Source organism: Paenibacillus wynnii (genome assembly GCF_000757885.1).
Classification (GTDB): domain Bacteria; phylum Bacillota; class Bacilli; order Paenibacillales; family Paenibacillaceae; genus Paenibacillus_AQ; species Paenibacillus_AQ wynnii.
In genome coordinates this window covers 1,329,572-1,348,096 of the sequence record NZ_JQCR01000002.1, presented here as the reverse complement: position 1 = coordinate 1,348,096, position 18,525 = coordinate 1,329,572, and the positions used below count along the sequence as shown (strand labels likewise).

The 18,525-nt window shown below is 49.2% G+C and carries 13 protein-coding genes, 2 rRNA genes and 1 riboswitch; all 15 genes read left to right on the top strand.

Going from position 1 to position 18,525, the window contains the following annotated elements:
• The first annotated feature begins 259 nt into the window (after positions 1-259).
• The 15 genes from PWYN_RS08605 (at position 260) to purF (ending at position 18,524) form a co-directional block, all read left to right on the top strand.
• Positions 260-3,187, top strand: a 23S ribosomal RNA gene (locus tag PWYN_RS08605).
• A gap of 54 nt (positions 3,188-3,241) precedes the next feature.
• Positions 3,242-3,358 (top strand): 5S ribosomal RNA (gene rrf, locus PWYN_RS08600).
• Positions 3,359-3,636: 278 nt separating this feature from the next.
• Entirely contained in the window at positions 3,637-4,116 is a 480-nt protein-coding gene (locus PWYN_RS08595) for an acyl-ACP thioesterase domain-containing protein (protein ID WP_052087844.1), read from the top strand.
• A gap of 443 nt (positions 4,117-4,559) precedes the next feature.
• A complete protein-coding gene (locus PWYN_RS08590) occupies positions 4,560-6,698 on the top strand; it encodes a DNA topoisomerase III (protein WP_036650398.1) in 2,139 nt (712 codons plus the stop codon).
• 33 nt (positions 6,699-6,731) lie between these two features.
• Positions 6,732-7,958: an MFS transporter gene (locus PWYN_RS08585; protein ID WP_036650396.1), complete on the top strand. Its 1,227-nt coding sequence runs from the start codon at positions 6,732-6,734 to the stop codon at positions 7,956-7,958.
• A gap of 81 nt (positions 7,959-8,039) precedes the next feature.
• The gene (locus PWYN_RS08580) at positions 8,040-8,303 is read left to right on the top strand and encodes a DUF1294 domain-containing protein (RefSeq protein ID WP_036650394.1); all 264 of its coding nucleotides are present in this window, start codon (positions 8,040-8,042) and stop codon (positions 8,301-8,303) included.
• 54 nt (positions 8,304-8,357) lie between these two features.
• Positions 8,358-8,792, top strand: a complete 435-nt coding sequence (locus PWYN_RS08575) for a universal stress protein (RefSeq protein ID WP_036650393.1) — start codon at positions 8,358-8,360, stop codon at positions 8,790-8,792.
• 201 nt (positions 8,793-8,993) lie between these two features.
• Positions 8,994-9,095, top strand: a riboswitch (purine riboswitch).
• A gap of 207 nt (positions 9,096-9,302) precedes the next feature.
• The gene (purE, locus tag PWYN_RS08570; RefSeq protein ID WP_036650391.1) at positions 9,303-9,788 is read left to right on the top strand and encodes a 5-(carboxyamino)imidazole ribonucleotide mutase; all 486 of its coding nucleotides are present in this window, start codon (positions 9,303-9,305) and stop codon (positions 9,786-9,788) included.
• Positions 9,785-10,987, top strand: a complete 1,203-nt coding sequence (gene purK / locus PWYN_RS08565; protein WP_036650389.1) for a 5-(carboxyamino)imidazole ribonucleotide synthase — start codon at positions 9,785-9,787, stop codon at positions 10,985-10,987. Before purE ends, purK begins: the two co-directional genes overlap by 4 nt.
• 5 nt (positions 10,988-10,992) lie before the next feature.
• Complete coding sequence (gene purB, locus PWYN_RS08560) at positions 10,993-12,288, top strand: adenylosuccinate lyase (RefSeq protein WP_036650387.1); 1,296 nt, start codon at positions 10,993-10,995, stop codon at positions 12,286-12,288.
• A 371-nt stretch (positions 12,289-12,659) separates the two neighbouring features.
• Positions 12,660-13,553: a phosphoribosylaminoimidazolesuccinocarboxamide synthase gene (locus PWYN_RS08555; protein WP_036650385.1), complete on the top strand. Its 894-nt coding sequence runs from the start codon at positions 12,660-12,662 to the stop codon at positions 13,551-13,553.
• A 325-nt stretch (positions 13,554-13,878) separates the two neighbouring features.
• Positions 13,879-14,124 carry a phosphoribosylformylglycinamidine synthase subunit PurS gene (gene purS, locus PWYN_RS08550; RefSeq protein ID WP_036650383.1) on the top strand — a complete coding sequence of 82 codons (246 nt, stop codon included), beginning with the start codon at positions 13,879-13,881 and terminating at the stop codon, positions 14,122-14,124.
• Between the two features lie 5 nt (positions 14,125-14,129).
• On the top strand, positions 14,130-14,819 hold the full coding sequence (purQ, locus tag PWYN_RS08545) for a phosphoribosylformylglycinamidine synthase subunit PurQ (RefSeq protein ID WP_036650381.1): 690 nt from the start codon (positions 14,130-14,132) through the stop codon (positions 14,817-14,819).
• Positions 14,797-17,043 (top strand): phosphoribosylformylglycinamidine synthase subunit PurL, encoded by a 2,247-nt coding sequence (gene purL / locus PWYN_RS08540; protein WP_036650378.1) that lies wholly within the window; start codon positions 14,797-14,799, stop codon positions 17,041-17,043. The genes purQ and purL overlap by 23 nt, the downstream gene beginning before the upstream one ends.
• Complete coding sequence (gene purF, locus PWYN_RS08535) at positions 17,028-18,524, top strand: amidophosphoribosyltransferase (RefSeq protein WP_036650376.1); 1,497 nt, start codon at positions 17,028-17,030, stop codon at positions 18,522-18,524. Before purL ends, purF begins: the two co-directional genes overlap by 16 nt.
• Position 18,525: the final 1 nt, after the last annotated feature.

The window sequence follows — 18,525 nt, the reverse complement described above, 5'->3', positions numbered from 1 at the left end:
TTGTCTGTAATTTTGATCGACACATTCGTGATCGACCCAAAATTAACAGAAACTTGATCCTTGAAAACTGGATACCGAAACGAATTTGCGTTTTAGAACATCTTTTAGCTATAACTTGTGCAAACAAGTAAATTAGTTATTAGCTGGAAACGAAGGTTTTGGATTGTGAAGCGACCTTTGGCTTTGAATACCTTGCGAGTGGTTTTCCACGAGCATCATTCAAAACAAGATGAGCGAACAAGCCAAACACCGGAGTGATGGTTAAGCTAATAAGAGCACACGGAGGATGCCTAGGCGCCAGGAGCCGACGAAGGACGTGGCGAACAACGAAACTGCCTCGGGGAGCTGTAAGCAAGCTTTGATCCGGGGGTGTCCGAATGGGGAAACCCAGCTGTGGTAATTCGCAGTTACTCATACCTGAATACATAGGGTATGTAGAGGCAGACCAGGGGAACTGAAACATCTAAGTACCCTGAGGAAGAGAAAACAATAGTGATTCCGTCAGTAGCGGCGAGCGAACGCGGAACAGCCTAAACCAAGGGGCTTGCCCCTTGGGGTTGTGGGACGTCTCACATGGAGTTACAAAGGAATACAGTAGATGAAGAGGTCTGGAAAGGCCCGCGATAGAGGTAAAAGCCCTGTAATCTAAACTGTGTTCTCTCCGAGACGGATCCCGAGTAGTGCGGGGCACGTGAAACCCCGTATGAATCCAGCAGGACCATCTGCTAAGGCTAAATACTACCTGGCGACCGATAGTGAAACAGTACCGTGAGGGAAAGGTGAAAAGCACCCCGGAAGGGGAGTGAAATAGAACCTGAAACCGTGTGCTTACAAAAAGTCAGAGCCCTATCTATGGGTGATGGCGTGCCTTTTGTAGAATGAACCGGCGAGTTACGTTTAACATGCAAGGTTAAGTCGAGAAGACGGAGCCGCAGCGAAAGCGAGTCTGAATAGGGCGATTTGAGTATGTGGACGTAGACCCGAAACCGTGTGATCTACCCCTGTCCAGGGTGAAGGTGCGGTAACACGCACTGGAGGCCCGAACCCACGCATGTTGAAAAATGCGGGGATGAGGTGGGGGTAGCGGAGAAATTCCAATCGAACTCGGAGATAGCTGGTTCTCCCCGAAATAGCTTTAGGGCTAGCCTCGGTATTAGAGTAGTGGAGGTAGAGCACTGATTGGTTGCGGGGCCCGCAAGGGTTACCAAGATCAGTCAAACTCCGAATGCCATATACTTATTGCCGGGAGTCAGACAGTGAGTGCTAAGATCCATTGTCGAAAGGGAAACAGCCCAGACCATCAGCTAAGGTCCCCAAGTGTGTGTTAAGTGGGAAAGGATGTGGAGTTGCACAGACAACCAGGATGTTGGCTTAGAAGCAGCCACCATTGAAAGAGTGCGTAATAGCTCACTGGTCGAGTGACTCTGCGCCGAAAATGTAACGGGGCTAAACACACCACCGAAGCTATGGCTAGATACTAAGTATCTGGGGTAGGGGAGCGTTGTATATACGTTGAAGGTATACCGTGAGGAGTGCTGGAGCGTATACAAGTGAGAATGCCGGTATGAGTAACGAAAAGATCAGTGAGAATCTGATCCGCCGAAAGCCCAAGGTTTCCTGAGGAAGGCTCGTCCGCTCAGGGTAAGTCGGGACCTAAGGCGAGGCCGAAAGGCGTAGTCGAAGGACAACAGTTTGAAATTACTGTACCACCGTAATCCGCTATGAGCGATGGGGTGACGCAGGAGGGTAGTGACGCGGACTGATGGAAGTGTCCGTCTAAGCAGTGAGGCTAATGTGTAGGCAAATCCGCACATTATTAGGCCAGGCTGTGATGGGGAGCGAAAATTGTAGTAGCGAAGGTCATGATCTCACACTGCCAAGAAAAGCCTCTAGCCAGGAGAAGGTGCCCGTACCGCAAACCGACACAGGTAGGCGAGAAGAGAATTCTAAGGCGCGCGGAAGAACTCTCGTTAAGGAACTCGGCAAAATGACCCCGTAACTTCGGGAGAAGGGGTGCCCCGGTAGTGTGAATAGCACGAGGGGGCCGCAGTGAAAAGGCCCAAGCGACTGTTTAGCAAAAACACAGGTCTGTGCGAAGCCGCAAGGCGAAGTATACGGGCTGACGCCTGCCCGGTGCTGGAAGGTTAAGGGGAGCGGTTAGGAGCAATCCGAAGCTGTGAACCGAAGCCCCAGTAAACGGCGGCCGTAACTATAACGGTCCTAAGGTAGCGAAATTCCTTGTCAGGTAAATTCTGACCCGCACGAATGGCGTAACGACTTGGGCGCTGTCTCAACGAGAGATCCGGTGAAATTTTAATACCTGTGAAGATGCAGGTTACCCGCGACAAGACGGAAAGACCCCATGGAGCTTTACTGCAGCTTGATATTGAATTTGGGTACGATCTGTACAGGATAGGTGGGAGCCAGAGAAGTAGGAGCGCAAGCTTCTGCAGAGGCGACGTTGGGATACCACCCTGATCGTATCTAGGTTCTAACCTAGTGCCCTAATCGGGTACGGGGACCGTGTCAGGCGGGCAGTTTGACTGGGGCGGTCGCCTCCTAAAGAGTAACGGAGGCGTTCCAAGGTTCCCTCAGAATGGTTGGAAATCATTCGAAGAGTGCAAAGGCATAAGGGAGCTTGACTGCGAGACCTACAAGTCGAGCAGGGACGAAAGTCGGACTTAGTGATCCGGTGGTACCGCATGGAAGGGCCATCGCTCAACGGATAAAAGCTACCCTGGGGATAACAGGCTTATCTCCCCCAAGAGTCCACATCGACGGGGAGGTTTGGCACCTCGATGTCGGCTCATCGCATCCTGGGGCTGAAGTAGGTCCCAAGGGTTGGGCTGTTCGCCCATTAAAGCGGTACGCGAGCTGGGTTCAGAACGTCGTGAGACAGTTCGGTCCCTATCTGTCGTGGGCGCAGGAAATTTGAGAGGAGCTGTCCTTAGTACGAGAGGACCGGGATGGACGTACCGCTGGTGCATCAGTTGTTCCGCCAGGAGCATGGCTGAGTAGCTACGTACGGACGGGATAAGCGCTGAAAGCATCTAAGCGTGAAGCCCCCCTCAAGATGAGATTTCCCAATTAGTAAGACCCCTTGAAGACGACGAGGTAGATAGGTTGGAGGTGGAAGTGCAGCAATGCATGGAGCTGACCAATACTAATCGGTCGAGGGCTTATCCAAATATCTAAACGCAGATTTGTTTCGGATTCAGTTTTCAGGCGATCAAGCCTGCCGTTTGGTGGCGATAGCGGAGGGGTTCCACGCGTACCCATCCCGAACACGACCGTTAAGACCTCCAGCGCCGATGGTACTTGGACCGAAGGGTCCTGGGAGAGTAGGACGTTGCCAAGCACATGAGACCACTGTTGATTTATTCAACAGTGGTTTTTTGTGTCCAATATAAGCTGTATAGATTGTGGATAACTTGAAATTTAATACAGAGATTCAAAAGTTACTAACATGTGGATAAGAAATGAGATGTTATAGTAATCCCCAATATATGTGGATAGTGTAGATTTAAATGTGGATACAGCTTAAAATGTAAAAAGTTAAACAGGCTAGGGGCGCGGACCTAAACAGAATGACCTTCTAACCATCCGTACCTGGAGTAAAGGAACCAAAGGGCCACTGTGGCAGCGAATTATAGAATATCTGATGATAAGGGTGAAGAAGTTGTAACTGCTCGTTCAGTGTGGGCACTCGTGGATATTGATAAACGCAAAATTCTTCGTCCCACTGCACTTCCTATTCAAGTGGAACCCTACTCTGGTGATTCCGTAGGAGATATCCCGAATAAAGTGACAATCCCTACGAACGTTCCTATGGAGGAAGTTTTTCAATATCCGGTGAAATACAGTGGGCTTGATAATAATGGTCATTTGAACAATGCTCGTTATGGTGATATATGCTGTGATGTACTTTCTATATCCGAATGGGAGTTTGCTGAACTCCAACATTTCCGAATAACTTATTTGCAGGAGGCCAAGTACGGAGATGAAATTAGTATTTTACGTTCACCGGTAACTAGTGAAGGAGTGTTTATTCGCGGTCAGAGTGATGAAAATGAAAAAGTGTTTTTTGAGGCTTGTCTAGATTTTAAAGCGATCTAATAGAATATCTGAAGAAGTACGTATGAGGTTAAGCCAACTTAACTGCACTTTATACACTTATTCTCTGTAAGTTAACTCGCAAAGTGAATATAAGTGTATTTGGTGCAGTTATTCCCCGAGGTTCCCCTACTTAACGCTGTAACCAGTGAAAATAGCTGCAGAAAATACACCTATAACGTAATATTCTTGCAAACCTTATGTATTAAGTGTAGAAAGTACAACTAAGTATTATTGCTGGCGACTTTACGTAGGTAACATTAGGGAGAATGCAGGAAAGCAGCAGCAAAACAACAGGTGAACAGCAGAAAGCAGCAGGATAGGAGTAGCAGCAGGATAGCCATAACCACGGTATCTGCCTAATTAACTTTGAATGACTATAGCAAGCTTAACTGAAAATAATCTTAAAAATGCTATAATAAATTCGAAATGGAAAGGGGAGCGTTATGAAAGTATTGGTATTGGCGGAGAAGCCATCCGTTGCGCGGGAAATAGCTCGGGTAATGGGATGTAGGGATAAACAAAAAAGTTATTTTGAAGGTCCGATATATGTAGTTACTTGGGCCTTAGGCCATCTGGTGGGACTTGCGGAGCCTGAGGATTATAATCATAAATTTGCGACGTGGGCTATGGAAGACCTGCCTATTCTCCCGGAAACAATGAAGCTGAAGGTGCTGCGTGAGACCGGTCAACAGTACAAGGCGGTACAGTATCTTATGAAAAGGCAGGATATCGAGGAACTGATTGTGGCAACGGATGCTGCGCGGGAAGGTGAATTGCTTGCGCGTTGGATTATGAATATGGCGGGATGGAAAAAACCGTTCCGGCGGCTGTGGATATCCTCGCAAACGGATAAGGCTATTGTGGAAGGTTTCGCAGCGCTAAAACCGGGAAAAGATTTCGAACGTTTATATCAATCTGCCCGCTGCCGTGCAGAAGCCGATTGGATGATCGGGCTTAACGTAACGCGGGCTCTTACTTGCAAGTTCGGTGCTCCCCTCTCAGCAGGTCGGGTACAGACACCGACACTCGGGATGATCATGGACCGTGAAGGAGAAATTACGGGCTTCCGTTCACAGGATTTTGATACAATTACTGTAGACTTCGGGCATTTTCAAGCCGGGTGGCGGGGAAGTAACGGAGACGGGCGTATTTTTGAGAAAGAGAAAACACTGAGCTTAAGTCATAAGCTCACCGAAGGAAATGGACGTATAACGAAGGTGCAAAAAAGTGAAAAGATCGAGCCGCATCCGCTCGCCTATGATCTGACAGAGCTTCAGCGTGATGCCAACAGGAAGTTTGGCTTCTCGGCCAAGCAGACCTCCAGTGTACTTCAGCGTCTGTATGAGCAGCACAAACTGGTTACATATCCGCGTACCGACAGCCGCTATCTGACTTCTGATATGACAGGTACACTTAAGGAACGGCTGGATAGTGTGGCGGTAGGACCTTATGCTGCTCTGGCACGTCCTTTGCTGCGTAGACCGTTACCCATCACGAAGCGGATTGTGGATGACAGCAAGGTAAGTGATCACCATGCGATAATTCCTACGGAGCAGACGCTGATTTTGAATGGGCTAAGCAATGAGGAGCGTAAGCTGTACGATTTGATTGTGCGGCGTTTTATAAGTCTGTTTTATCCGCCGGCCCGTTATGATGCAGTAGCCGTGACTGTTAATGTGGTAGGCGAGAGCTTATACGTAAAAGGAACTACGGTAAAAGATGCAGGCTGGCGTGAGGTATACGGCGGAGATTTAAGTAATGAAGAGGATGACGAGAATTCGGCTGATGAACCTGCAGCCAACAGTGTGAAGCTGCCGGAGTTGCAAGAGGGAGACGCAGTTACCATAAGACGCTGTATGGTTCGTGCGGGACGAACGCAGCCGCCGAAGCGTTACAATGAAGCTTCGCTGCTGACACAAATGGAGAAGCATGGTCTGGGAACTCCGGCAACCCGTGCGGATATTATTGAGAAGCTGGTAAGCTCCGATACGATTGAACGTCAAGGGACTCTGCTGCATCCAACAGGAAAAGGGAAGCAACTGATCGGTCTGGTAGCGGCGCAGCTACGTACACCCGATTTAACGGCGCGTTGGGAAGCTGATCTGGAGAAAATCGCCCGCGGTCAAGGGAGCCCAGAGTCATTTTTGCAAGGTATCCGCAGTATGGCTCAGGAGCTCGTCTCCGGTGTCAAAATCAGCGAAGTAGAATATCAACCGCATAATGTCTCCAGCAGTCATTGCCCTGAATGTGGCACACGTCTGCTGGAGAAGAAGAGCAAACGAGGCAAGATGTTAATATGCCCTGCCGATAATTGCGGCTATACCCGTGCAGGTGAAAAACGGTTGTCGAACCGGCGGTGCCCGCAGTGCCATAAGAAAATGGAGCTGAAAGAAGGTAAAGCAGGCTTGTTTGTGCAATGCCTTGGCTGTGGAATTACAGAGACCATGGACAAAGATCATAAGCATATCAACAAGCGGGAGCAACAGAAGCTGGTTCAGCAATATAGCAAACCGGAGAGCATCGGCTCGAACCTTGGAGACCTACTGAAGGCTGCACTGGAAGGTAAAAAAGATAATACTTAAAATTCAGAGTCAATTGCAAGGGGCTTTCTCGGCATGATAACGGGGCGGGTGACAAAAGTGGTGGGTCAAATACAAACGGGTCAGTCGAAGGCTCTAGAGACCTCAAAGAGGATAGGGAGCAGCCGGTTTTATTTTTTAGGTATCGTTTTTTTATTCTGGTTCTCTTCCTATATCTACGTTCCCGTGCTTTCTCCCTACGTGGAGCACTTGGGTGCCTCCTATGTTATGGTGGGGATGGTCCTTGGTGTATATGGACTAATGCAGATTTTATTTCGTTTACCTATTGGCATCGGCTCAGATTATATGAATCGGCGGAGGCCGTTTATTTTTCTCGGTCTGATCGCTAGCGGAGCAAGCTGTCTTCTATTTATGTGGGGAGTACAGCCGGGATGGGCGTTGGCCGCTCGTGCTGTATCCGGTATTGCTGCCTCTGCCTGGGTCGTGTATTCTGTGATGTTCGCGGGGTATTTTCCGAAAGAGGAAGCTGGCCGGGCAATGGGGATGCTGCAGTTTACTACTGTAATTGCCCAACTAACGAGTATGATGATCAGCGGATATATGGTAGAGCACTGGGGTTGGAATGCACCTTTTTTAATTGGAGGGCTTGTAGCCTTCGTTGCACTTCTGCTTGCTTTACGACTGCCAGAACAGAGACCGGAGAAAAGGGAAAGTGCGGTTAAACTCAAGGATCTCACGGGTGTTATGAAAGAACCTCTGCTGGTCCGTGTATCGTTGTTATCTGTGCTGGCACACTGTGTTCTGTTTATTACGATGTTTGGTTATACCCCTAATCAGGCACTCAATATCGGCGCGAGTAAAGAAAGTCTGGGCTGGTTGACGTTGGCATTTATGGTCCCGCATGCGGTGGCGACACTTTATGGTTCGCGTTTTTTCGGAAAACGGTTGGGGGATAGGGGCACTTTGATGTTGGGTTATGCGGGGAGTGCGTTGTTCACTCTGCTTATTCCATCGATGCCGACCCTTGGTGCATTATGTGCGACACAGATCGGGAATGGATTTATGCAGGGACTTATTTTTCCGCTGTTGCTGGGTAAGTCGGTGTCTGGTATTGCTCCATATAAGCGTGCAACAGCGATGGGCTTTTATCAGGCGGTATATGCGATAGGCATGTCGGGAGGACCGTTTGTGGCAGGGTGGATAAGCTCTGTGTATGGTTTGACTGGAGGCTTTTGGCTAGGTGCGGTTGCGGCGGCGTTTGCTGCGGTATTGTCATGGGTATGGATGAAGGACGTGTCATGAAGTGTAAGGATAATTGGTCTTTTGGCGAAAAGGGTAATATAATATAGGTAGGTAGGATGCAAGGAGGAGGAGCCGGAAGGAATGGTCAATGTTGTCATGTCGTGGTTCGTGGTTATCAACATTATAGGTTATGTGGTCATGTCCGAGGATAAGAACAAGGCCCGTAAAAGGCGGCAGCGCGTCCCTGAGAAAACGCTGTTTTTGCTGGCAGGGATGGGCGGGGCGTTAGGTGTGTTAATTGCCATGTACCGCAAGCGCCATAAGACGCAACATACATCCTTTAGGATCGGAGTTCCTTTGCTGCTTCTGCTGAATGTCCTGCTCTATAGTTATTTTTTAAGATGAACGGCATTATCAATCCCTTTTTAGTTAGACAAAACAGAAAATGAGGTGGCGTACATGTTATTCTCTAAAATTCTACTCGCCTACGATGGTTCTAAGGCTGCCAATAAGGCATTGGAGCGCGCAATAGAACTGGCAAAGGTAACTCCTGATTCCGTACTTCATGTCGTACACGCATTTGATTTCCCGAGATTTTTCATTGGGGAAGCTCTCGCGCCTCTACCGGCTTCCGTGAACAAAGATTATTATGATCTGGCAGTGCAGACAACTGAGGAAGTGAAGAGCCGACTGGAAGCTGAAGGGCTGAATGCGGTGGTTGAGCTTTTACAGGGTTCACCTGCAGAAATCATTTTGAGATATGCCAAACAACAAGATGTGGATGTAATTGTAATCGGCAGTCGTGGTTTGGGAGGAATTCGTGAGTTTGTTCTGGGCAGCGTTAGTCATAACGTAGTGCAGAGCGCCCGTATCCCGGTGCTGGTTGTTAAATAAATAGATGTTAAGAAGAGGAGCGCCCGTTGCGTTCCCCTTTTTTCTATAAAAGACCATATATCAATCAACAAGTGGCTGATTGAACTCTCTTTCGACAGAATAAGCGATTATTAAGAATTTGAATCGTCCAAAAGCGAACAATTTATAGAGACTATTTGACAATGTTCGTGTTTAAGTTGACATGGAGTGTAGGGCATTGTTAAACTAAAGTTATGAACAGCTCGTATAAAACCGGGGATATGGCCCGGAAGTTTCTACCCGGGAACCTTAAATTACCGGACTACGAGGAAATAGGATGATAGATTCAATCAGTAACGCCCGAGAATCGGGTAGTTTTACTGTCGCTTTCCCGCGTATTCTGCTGTCGAATGAACCGGCATGAGGGACAGCTTTCTCCTAATTCCTGCAGTAGTCCGATCCTCCCGCATCAGAATGCGTCTGGAAATCGGGCTTTTTTTTTCGGATTAGAGGAATAGATATCAATTCATTGAACAGAAGGTAGGTTGAATCATGTCTGTGCAAGTGGGTGTCATCATGGGCAGTAAATCCGATTGGGAAACAATGGAGCATGCCTGTAAGGTGCTTGAGGAGTTGGGACTTTCCTATGAGAAAAAGGTAGTATCCGCACACCGTACTCCAGATTTGATGTTCCGCTATGCGGAGGAAGCGGCAGGCCGCGGTCTTCGGGTGATTATCGCCGGAGCAGGCGGAGCGGCGCATCTTCCGGGAATGGTGGCAGCGAAGACGATGCTGCCTGTAATAGGAGTGCCTGTACAGTCAAAGGCATTGAACGGTTTGGATTCGCTGCTCTCGATCGTGCAGATGCCAGGTGGAATTCCGGTGGCAACCGTAGCGATCGGCCGTGCGGGGGCTATCAATGCCGGCTTGCTGGCTGCTCAGATCATCGGGGCCTTTGATCCGGAAGTTCAGAGCCGAGTACAACAGCGGCGTGATGCGACCCGTGACGAAGTACTGGAAAGCAGCAACAGTCTATGAGACCAGAGGAGCTTAAGGTGAGCCGGTCAGACAACCCGCGGACTTTGACACCCGGGGCAACGATTGGCGTGCTGGGCGGCGGCCAGCTCGGACGCATGATGGCGCATGCGGGCAGCGCCATGGGTTACCGCTTCGTGGCGCTGGACCCTGCGCCGGATGCGCCCTGCGGGCAGGTTACGCCGCAGATCATCGCGGCGTATGACGACCAGAACGCGGCGCGGGAGCTGGCGCAGCGCTCGGACGTGATCACGTACGAGTTCGAGAACGTCGACGCAGGCGTAGCCGCGCTGCTGACGGAGGAATCGTACGTGCCGCAGGGCAGCGCGCTGCTGTATACGACGCAGCATCGGCTGCGCGAAAAAGCCGCCATCGAGGCGGCGGGCGTTCCGGTCGCCCCGTACCGGAAGGTCGGTAGCCTCGCGGAGCTTACAGCCGCTGCTGCCGAACTCGGGCTACCCTGTGTGCTTAAGACAGCCACAGGCGGTTATGACGGCAAGGGACAAGCCGTCATCCGTCACGCAGAAGAGCTGCAGTCCGCTTTTCAACAGGTGGTACCGGACATCGCGGCATCGGGCTCGCCGGAGTTGGTGCTTGAGAAATTCATTTCTTTTCAATGTGAAATTTCTGTAATTGCTGCACGAAGCACATCCGGGGAAGTTAAGAGCTTTCCGCCTGCAGAGAACATTCATGTGAATAACATTTTGCATCTCTCTATTGTTCCTGCACGGGTGCCTGAGGAAATTCAGCAAAGGGCGTGCCGGTTAGCAGAGACTTTGGTAGACGGGCTCAACGCTGTTGGATTGCTGGCCGTGGAAATGTTCGTCACAGAAGACGGAGAACTGTTCGTCAATGAGTTGGCTCCCCGCCCCCACAATTCGGGGCATTATACCATGGATGCTTGCGTCACTTCGCAGTTCGAGCAGCATGTGCGGGCCATCTGCAATTTGCCGCTTGGGGATACAACGTTGTTGACCCCTGTAGTAATGGTGAATGTATTGGGTGAACATATGGATGGAACAGTGGAGCGCCTATGTAAAGCGGATGATGAAGCAAACAAGCTGGGTATTGCACCTAAGCTTCATATATATGGCAAGACTGAGAGTAAGACCGGCCGCAAAATGGGCCACATCAACCTGCTCTGCAAGGATACCGGAGACGGAATATCTTGGGTAGAGCAAACTAACCTTTGGAGGAAATAACAAACATGATCGAACGCTACAGCAGACCTGAGATGCGGGCCATTTGGACCGAAGAAAATAAATTTAACGCGTGGTTGGAAGTTGAACTTTGTGCCTGTGAAGCCTGGGCCGAGCTGGGAGTGATCCCGCATGAAGATGCTGCGAAACTTCGGAAGGACGCTAAATTCGATATCGCGCGCATTGATGAGATTGAACAAGAAACACGCCATGATGTTATTGCCTTTACCCGCGCGGTATCTGAGAGCCTAGGAGCAGAACGCAAATGGGTTCATTACGGACTTACTTCTACGGATGTAGTAGATACGGCTGTAGGCTATCTACTGCGTCAGGCAAATGAGATTTTGGAGAAAGACATTATTAATTTCATTGAGATTCTAAAAGAAAAAGCAGTAGCTTACAAAGATACCCCGATGATGGGCAGAACTCATGGTGTGCATGCCGAGCCAACGACTTTTGGGCTGAAAATGGCACTTTGGTACGAAGAAATGAAACGGAACTTGGAACGTTTCCGTCATGCTGCGAACGGTGTGCAATTCGGTAAAATCTCCGGCGCGGTTGGCACCTACGCTAACATTGATCCGTTTGTTGAAGAGTTCGTCTGCCGCAAGCTGGGTACGAGCCCTGCTCCAATCTCCACACAGACGTTGCAGCGTGACCGACACGCTGAATATATGGCGACGTTGGCACTCGTCGCTACTTCGCTGGACAAGTTCGCAACCGAAATCCGCGCTCTGCAAAAGAGTGAAATCCGCGAGGTGGAAGAAGCTTTTGCCAAAGGACAAAAAGGATCATCGGCGATGCCGCATAAACGCAATCCAATCGGCTGCGAGAACATTTCCGGCCTGTCCCGTGTTATTCGCGGACACATGGTAACGGCTTATGAGAACGTACCGCTGTGGCATGAACGCGATATCTCGCATTCCTCGGTGGAACGCATTATCCTGCCGGATGCAACTATGCTGCTCAACTATATGCTGAATCGTTTCGGGAACATTGTGAAGAACCTGACCGTATTCCCTGAAAATATGAAGCGCAACATGAACGCCACCTACGGCGTCCCATTTTCCGGCCGTATCCTGACCAAGCTGATCGACAAAGGCCTTAGCCGTGAGCAAGCTTACGATACTGTACAGCCGCGGGCCATGCAGGCTTGGGAAGATCAAATTCAATTCCGCGACATCGTGGAAGCTACACCTGAAATCACGAATGTACTCAGCCCTGAAGAAATCGAGGATGCTTTCAATCCTACTTGGCATCTGAAGCATGTGGACACCATCTTCCGCAAGCTGGAACTTATCTAAAAAAGGTAAGTTAGTGGTGAAGTAAGGAACTCAGTAATATATAGGCGGAGAGTAGCGGAAAGAGCGGAATTGTTCAGAAGAAGCGTCAATAAGAAGGTTGAAATAGGGGTTCGGTAAAAGAGGAACGAAGAGAAATTTTGGAACTGGAGAAGCGTAGCGTTCGCCTTTATGGTTAAATTTCTACCGCAGCTTGCGGTTAAATCAAAGAAATATAACCATAACAGCGATCGGAAGTCGAAATATTTCTTGTAGTGGTCCCATTAACCGATTCGTTATAACAATCTTTCTAATCGATCGGAAGAATAATCCGCACTTGGAGCGGCTGATACGCACGAATTTAGGAAGATCATTAGTTCAAGGGAGGAAAGGTCATGACATCACCGGCCGTATCCACAGCCGTGGAACTCATCAATGCGCCGCTGCTCTATAAAGGAAAAGTACGTGAACTCTACGATTTGGGGGATGAAGTCCTAATCGTAGTTACGGATCGCATATCGGCGTTTGACTATGTGCTGGACCCAGCGGTACCTGAGAAGGGGAATGTGCTTAACCGGTTAAGTGCTTATTGGTTCGGACAGACCAAGGAGCTGATAGACAACCATGTCGTTCATATCGATGTGGATCAGCTGGGAGACGTCATTAAGGATAAAGAGGCTCTTAAGAATAGGGTTATGGTTGTACGCAAAGCGGAGCGGATCGATATTGAATGCGTCGTTCGCGGATGTATCACCGGCGGAGGATGGCGGCAGTACGAGGAAACGGGCAAGGTAAATGGCATTGAGCTTCCTGTAGGCTTACGCAAAAACGCGTTGCTGGCACAGCCGATTTTCACACCTGCAGCCAAGAATGATGTCGGCCACGATGAGGATATTCCCTTTGACACCATGAAAGAGTTGATCGGAGCGGAGCTGGCGGAAGAGTTGAAGGAGAAAAGCCTGATGCTGTTCGCTTTTGCCAGAGATTATTGTGCGGATCGGGGAATTATCCTAGCCGATTGCAAATTCGAATTCGGTCTGCTGGACGGTAAGGTGATCTTGATCGATGAGATTTTTACACCGGATGCTTCACGCTTCTGGGCTAAGGATAAATACGCACTTGATATTGAGATTGACAGCATGGATAAGGAGCCGGTCCGAACCTATCTATCCGGATCTTCTTGGGATAAAAATAGCAAGCCTGATCCACTTCCGGTTGAAGTAGTAGAGGAAACCACTCGTCGTTATTTAGACATTTATCATCGTCTTACCGGAAAGTCTTTAATCTAATTGCACTTTTTACAATTATTTCGGCCGATATGGTCTGTGTTTTGACTTTAGATGTACTTTGTACAACTAAGTGGAGTGTGGATTAGCTTTTAGCAGAGTTTAGAGGGATATAGGTGTACAAAGTACAACTAAACTATATTTAGCGGGGAAAAGAGACCTTTTAAGTGTACTTTATGCAGTTAAACGGTTTTACCGATTTTGCCTCAAGTATGGTGTCCAGAAGATGATGTGAATTTTAGCCTATGTTCTCATTGCAGGTAAGGCTGTCGTTGGTTTCCACGTAACCAAGGTGTGCTAATTAAATTCTAGGAGGAAATACAAACGTATGTTAAAAGCGACGGTGTATGTAACCATTAAAAAAAGCGTGCTTGATCCACAAGGGGTAGCAGTACAAGGGGCACTGCGTTCGGTAGGATTTCAGGAAGTGGAAAGCTTGCGCATCGGCAAGTATATGGAAATGACGCTAGATACGGATGACCGCGCTGTTGCGGAAGAACGCCTTAAGGAAATGTGTGAAAAACTGCTTGCTAACACGGTGATCGAGGATTACCGATACGAATTGGAGGACTAAAAGTCATGAAATTTGCTGTACTTGTCTTTCCGGGCTCCAATTGTGATATTGACTGCTACAAGGCGGTAGAGGATACTCTCGGCGAACCTGTTGATTATGTGTGGCATACAGCTACGGACTTATCGGCTTACGATTGTATTTTGGTACCAGGCGGCTTTTCTTATGGTGACTATCTCCGTTGCGGAGCGATTTCCCAATTTGCTCCGGTGATGGCTGAGGTTGCAAAAGCAGCTGAGCAAGGGAAGTTCGTGCTCGGGATTTGCAACGGATTCCAGATTCTAACGGAAGCAGGGCTTCTGCCAGGTGCACTTCGCCGCAATATGTCTATGAAGTTCCGTTGTCATGACTCTGTGCTTAAGGTAGTTAATAATGCAACACCGTTTACAGTTGACTATGCTAAGGATGAAGAGATTATCATTCCGATCGCCCACGGCGAAGGGAACTACTATTGTGATGATGAAACCTTGGAACAACTAAAAGCCAATAATCAGATCGTATTCACATATAGCGACAACCCTAACGGCTCTGTAGATGATATAGCGGGTGTCAGCAACATTCAAGGCAATGTAGTCGGCATGATGCCTCACCCGGAACGTGCGGCCAACGCGCTTCTCGGTTCGGAAGACGGCAAACGGATGTTCACATCTATACTGAAGACTTGGAGGGATCGTCATGGCGCAGCAAGTATCCGTTAAGGAACCGACCGCAGAACAAATTGCGGAGCAGAAAATCTACAGTCAATTCGGTGTGTCGGACAGTGAATATGAGCTTATCAAGTCTTTCATGGGTCGTCTTCCGAACTATACGGAAATTGGTGTATTCAGTGTAATGTGGTCCGAGCACTGTGCCTATAAGAATTCAAAACCGCTGCTTCGCCGTTTTCCGGTAACAGGACCTCGCGTCTTGATGGGACCGGGTGAAGGGGCAGGGATTGTAGATATCGGAGATAACCAGGCGGTTGTATTCAAAATCGAGAGCCATAATCACCCGTCGGCAGTAGAACCTTTTCAAGGCGCTGCTACAGGTGTGGGCGGTATCATTCGTGATATTTTTTCCATGGGAGCTAGACCTGTGGCACTGCTAAATTCCCTGCGTTTCGGGAAGCTTGAGAGTGATCGGGTAAAATATTTGTTCGAGCACGTCGTGTCCGGTATTGCAGGGTACGGTAACTGTATCGGTATTCCTACCGTTGGCGGCGAAATTATGTTCGATGACAGCTATGATGGCAACCCACTCGTTAACGCGATGTGCATTGGCCTGATTGATCACGATAAAATTCAGCGCGGTGTCGCTAAAGGTGTAGGGAATCCGGTCTTTTATGTAGGGCCTCCTACTGGACGTGATGGTATTCACGGTGCGACTTTTGCCTCGGTGGAACTGAGTGAAGAAACCGAAGCGAAACGGTCTGCCGTTCAGGTGGGCGATCCCTTTATGGAGAAGCTTGTTATGGAATCTTGTCTGGAACTGATCAATAGCGGTATTGTTATTGGAATTCAGGATATGGGCGCAGCGGGTCTGACTTGTTCAAGTGCCGAGATGGCTAGTAAAGCGGGTAATGGTCTTGAATTGTATCTGGATCAAGTGCCGCAGCGTGAAGAAGGCATGACACCTTACGAAATGATGCTCTCGGAATCCCAGGAGCGGATGCTGTTTGTAGTAGAACCTAAGGATGAGGCGCAGGCTCAGGAGATTTTTGATCGTTGGGGCGTTATTTGCTGCAAAGTCGGCAAGGTAACCGATGACGGCCGCCTGAAATTGATCCATCACGGTGAGGTTGTTGGCGACATGTCGGTTACAGCACTGGTAGATGAGTGCCCAGTCTATGACAAGCCATCCTCAGTTCCTGCTTACTATGTGGAGAACGCATCAGTAGATACCCTGCGCTATGAGGAAGTCACTGATTTGGGCAAAGCACTTCGTACCGTGCTTGGATCCCCAACGGTAGCCAGCAAAGCATGGGTCTATAACCAGTACGATTACATGGTTCGGACCAGTACAGCGGTTCGTCCGGGTTCGGATGCTGCTGTAATTACGATTCAAGGTACACGTAAAGGTTTGGCTATGACAACGGACTGTAACGGCCGGTATGTCTATCTTGACCCTGAGGTTGGCGGTCGGATTGCGGTTAGCGAAGCGGCCCGCAACATTGTTTGCTCCGGTGCTCAACCTTTGGCAATTACAGACAACCTAAACTTTGGCAACCCGGAGAAACCGGAGATTTTCTGGCAAATGGAAAAAGCTGTAGACGGTATGGCGGAAGCCTGCCGCGTGCTGGACACTCCTGTAATCGGCGGGAATGTCAGTCTTTATAATGAAAATGCATCTGGTTCTATCTATCCGACACCAGTTGTCGGTATGGTAGGACTATTAGAAGATACGGACCACATTACGACCCAAGCCTTCAAGCAAGAGGGCGATGCTATCCTTCTGCTCGGAGTGACTCAAGCAGAGCTAGGCGGCAGTGAATTCCAATATGCTGTACATGGTGTAACGGAAGGGCGTCCTCCAGCTTTGGATTTGGAGACTGAGAAGAAGCTGCTGAATGCGGTGCTTAGTACGATTCGTGCAGGATTGGTTCGTTCCGCGCATGACTTGTCCGAAGGTGGACTGTCTGTTGCGCTGGCGGAAAGCTGTATTAGCGGGGGCATTGGTGCGAACGTTGAGCTGTCTGCTAACGGACTGCGGTCTGATGTGGCGTTGTTCAGCGAAACTCAATCCCGTATTGTGCTGACATCAGCACCTGAACGTGCGGAAGAGTTGAAGGCAGCTATTGCAGCCGCTGGTGTACCGGTGGAAATCATTGGAACGGTAGGTGGAGATAGACTTCGAGTGAATCTGGACGGCACAGCCGTTCTGGATGAACCTGTTGCAGAATTGAAATTCGTTTGGGAGGATGCTATTCCATGTCTTATGAAATAAAGACCGGGAAAGAGCAGGCGGATCCTATCCTGTGGACCGGTGACTATTACAATGAAGGAACGGGCTCAGGAGATATATTCGATACATTAAAAGAGGAATGCGGCGTTTTCGGTGTCTTCGGACACCCGGAAGCATCCTCCATGTCCTATTATGGTTTGCATGCCCTGCAGCACCGTGGAGAAGAGAGCGCGGGCATCTGTGTAGCAGATGGACGTGATTTTAATTACCACCGTGGTATGGGTCTCGTGAAGGAAGTCTTTGATAAAGATAAAATTGCTTCGCTAATTGGGGATATGTCCATCGGGCATGTGCGTTACTCCACCAGCGGCGACAGCCGGTTAACCAATGCTCAGCCTCTGGTATTCAAGTATCGTGACGGGGATTTGGCCATTGCGACCAACGGCAACATTGTTAATGAGCCCTTGATTCGTAAGCAATTGGAGCAGAACGGTTCTATTTTTCAGACTACTAGTGATACAGAAGTGCTAGCCCATCTCATAGCTCGATCACAAAAGGATTTTGTCGAAGCTACGAAGGATGCGTTGCGGCAGTTGGTAGGCGGATTCGCTTTTCTGCTAATGACGAACGACAAGCTGCTTGTAGCCACGGATTCACACGGATTGCGTCCGCTTGTAATGGGGCGTGTGGGTGAAGCTTATGTATTCGCATCAGAATCCTGTGCGCTCGAGGTCATCGGAGCGAAGATCATCCGCGATATTGAGCCTGGAGAAGTATTGGTGCTCGACAAAGATGGCCTCTTGGAGGATCGGTTCACCGAGCCTAAACGTAAGGCACTTTGTGCGATGGAGTATATCTACTTCGCTCGTCCCGACAGTGATATGAACGGATCGAACCTGCACTCTGCTCGCAAGCGTATGGGTAGCCGAATGGCGATTGAGGCCTTCGTAGATGCCGACCTCGTAACCGGCGTCCCCGATTCCAGTATTTCAGCCGCTATAGGTTATGCAGAGCAGACCGGTATCCCTTATGAGCTTGGTCTAATCAAGAATAAATACACCGGACGAACGTTCATCCAGCCGAGTCAGGAGCTGCGCGAGCAGGGTGTGAAGATGAAGCTGAGCGCTGTTCGAAGCGTTGTTGAAGGTCAACGTGTCGTCATGATCGATGATTCCATCGTGCGTGGCACCACTTCCCGCCGAATCGTTAACCTGCTGCGTGAAGCCGGAGCTGCAGAAGTTCATGTCCGCATTACCTCTCCACCCTTCAAAAACCCGTGCTTCTACGGGATTGATACCCCTGATCGCCGGGAGCTTATTGCCTCCTACCAAACGATTGAGGAAATGTGCCTTGAGATTAACGCGGATTCACTGGCGTTTCTGTCGCCAGACGGACTAATCACTTCCATCGGCGGTCACAATAGCGGCGATTATAAAGGCGGTTTATGTCTGTCTTGCTTCGATAACGATTACCCGACCCAGGTTGATTTTGGCGGGGAAGAGAAAGATGGCTGCGGCTGTTAAA

Bases quoted from the DNA above. Each gene is read 5' to 3' on its own strand.
- PWYN_RS08555 (WP_036650385.1), top strand. From the start codon at position 12,660: ATGACATCACCGGCCGTATCCACAGCCGTGGAACTCATCAATGCGCCG.
- purL (WP_036650378.1), top strand. From the start codon at position 14,797: ATGGCGCAGCAAGTATCCGTTAAGGAACCGACCGCAGAACAAATTGCG.
- purK (WP_036650389.1), top strand. From the start codon at position 9,785: ATGAGACCAGAGGAGCTTAAGGTGAGCCGGTCAGACAACCCGCGGACT.
- purS (WP_036650383.1), top strand. From the start codon at position 13,879: ATGTTAAAAGCGACGGTGTATGTAACCATTAAAAAAAGCGTGCTTGAT.
- purE (WP_036650391.1), top strand. From the start codon at position 9,303: ATGTCTGTGCAAGTGGGTGTCATCATGGGCAGTAAATCCGATTGGGAA.
- PWYN_RS08590 (WP_036650398.1), top strand. From the start codon at position 4,560: ATGAAAGTATTGGTATTGGCGGAGAAGCCATCCGTTGCGCGGGAAATA.
- purB (WP_036650387.1), top strand. From the start codon at position 10,993: ATGATCGAACGCTACAGCAGACCTGAGATGCGGGCCATTTGGACCGAA.
- PWYN_RS08575 (WP_036650393.1), top strand. From the start codon at position 8,358: ATGTTATTCTCTAAAATTCTACTCGCCTACGATGGTTCTAAGGCTGCC.
- purQ (WP_036650381.1), top strand. From the start codon at position 14,130: ATGAAATTTGCTGTACTTGTCTTTCCGGGCTCCAATTGTGATATTGAC.
- PWYN_RS08580 (WP_036650394.1), top strand. From the start codon at position 8,040: ATGGTCAATGTTGTCATGTCGTGGTTCGTGGTTATCAACATTATAGGT.
- PWYN_RS08585 (WP_036650396.1), top strand. From the start codon at position 6,732: ATGATAACGGGGCGGGTGACAAAAGTGGTGGGTCAAATACAAACGGGT.
- purF (WP_036650376.1), top strand. From the start codon at position 17,028: ATGTCTTATGAAATAAAGACCGGGAAAGAGCAGGCGGATCCTATCCTG.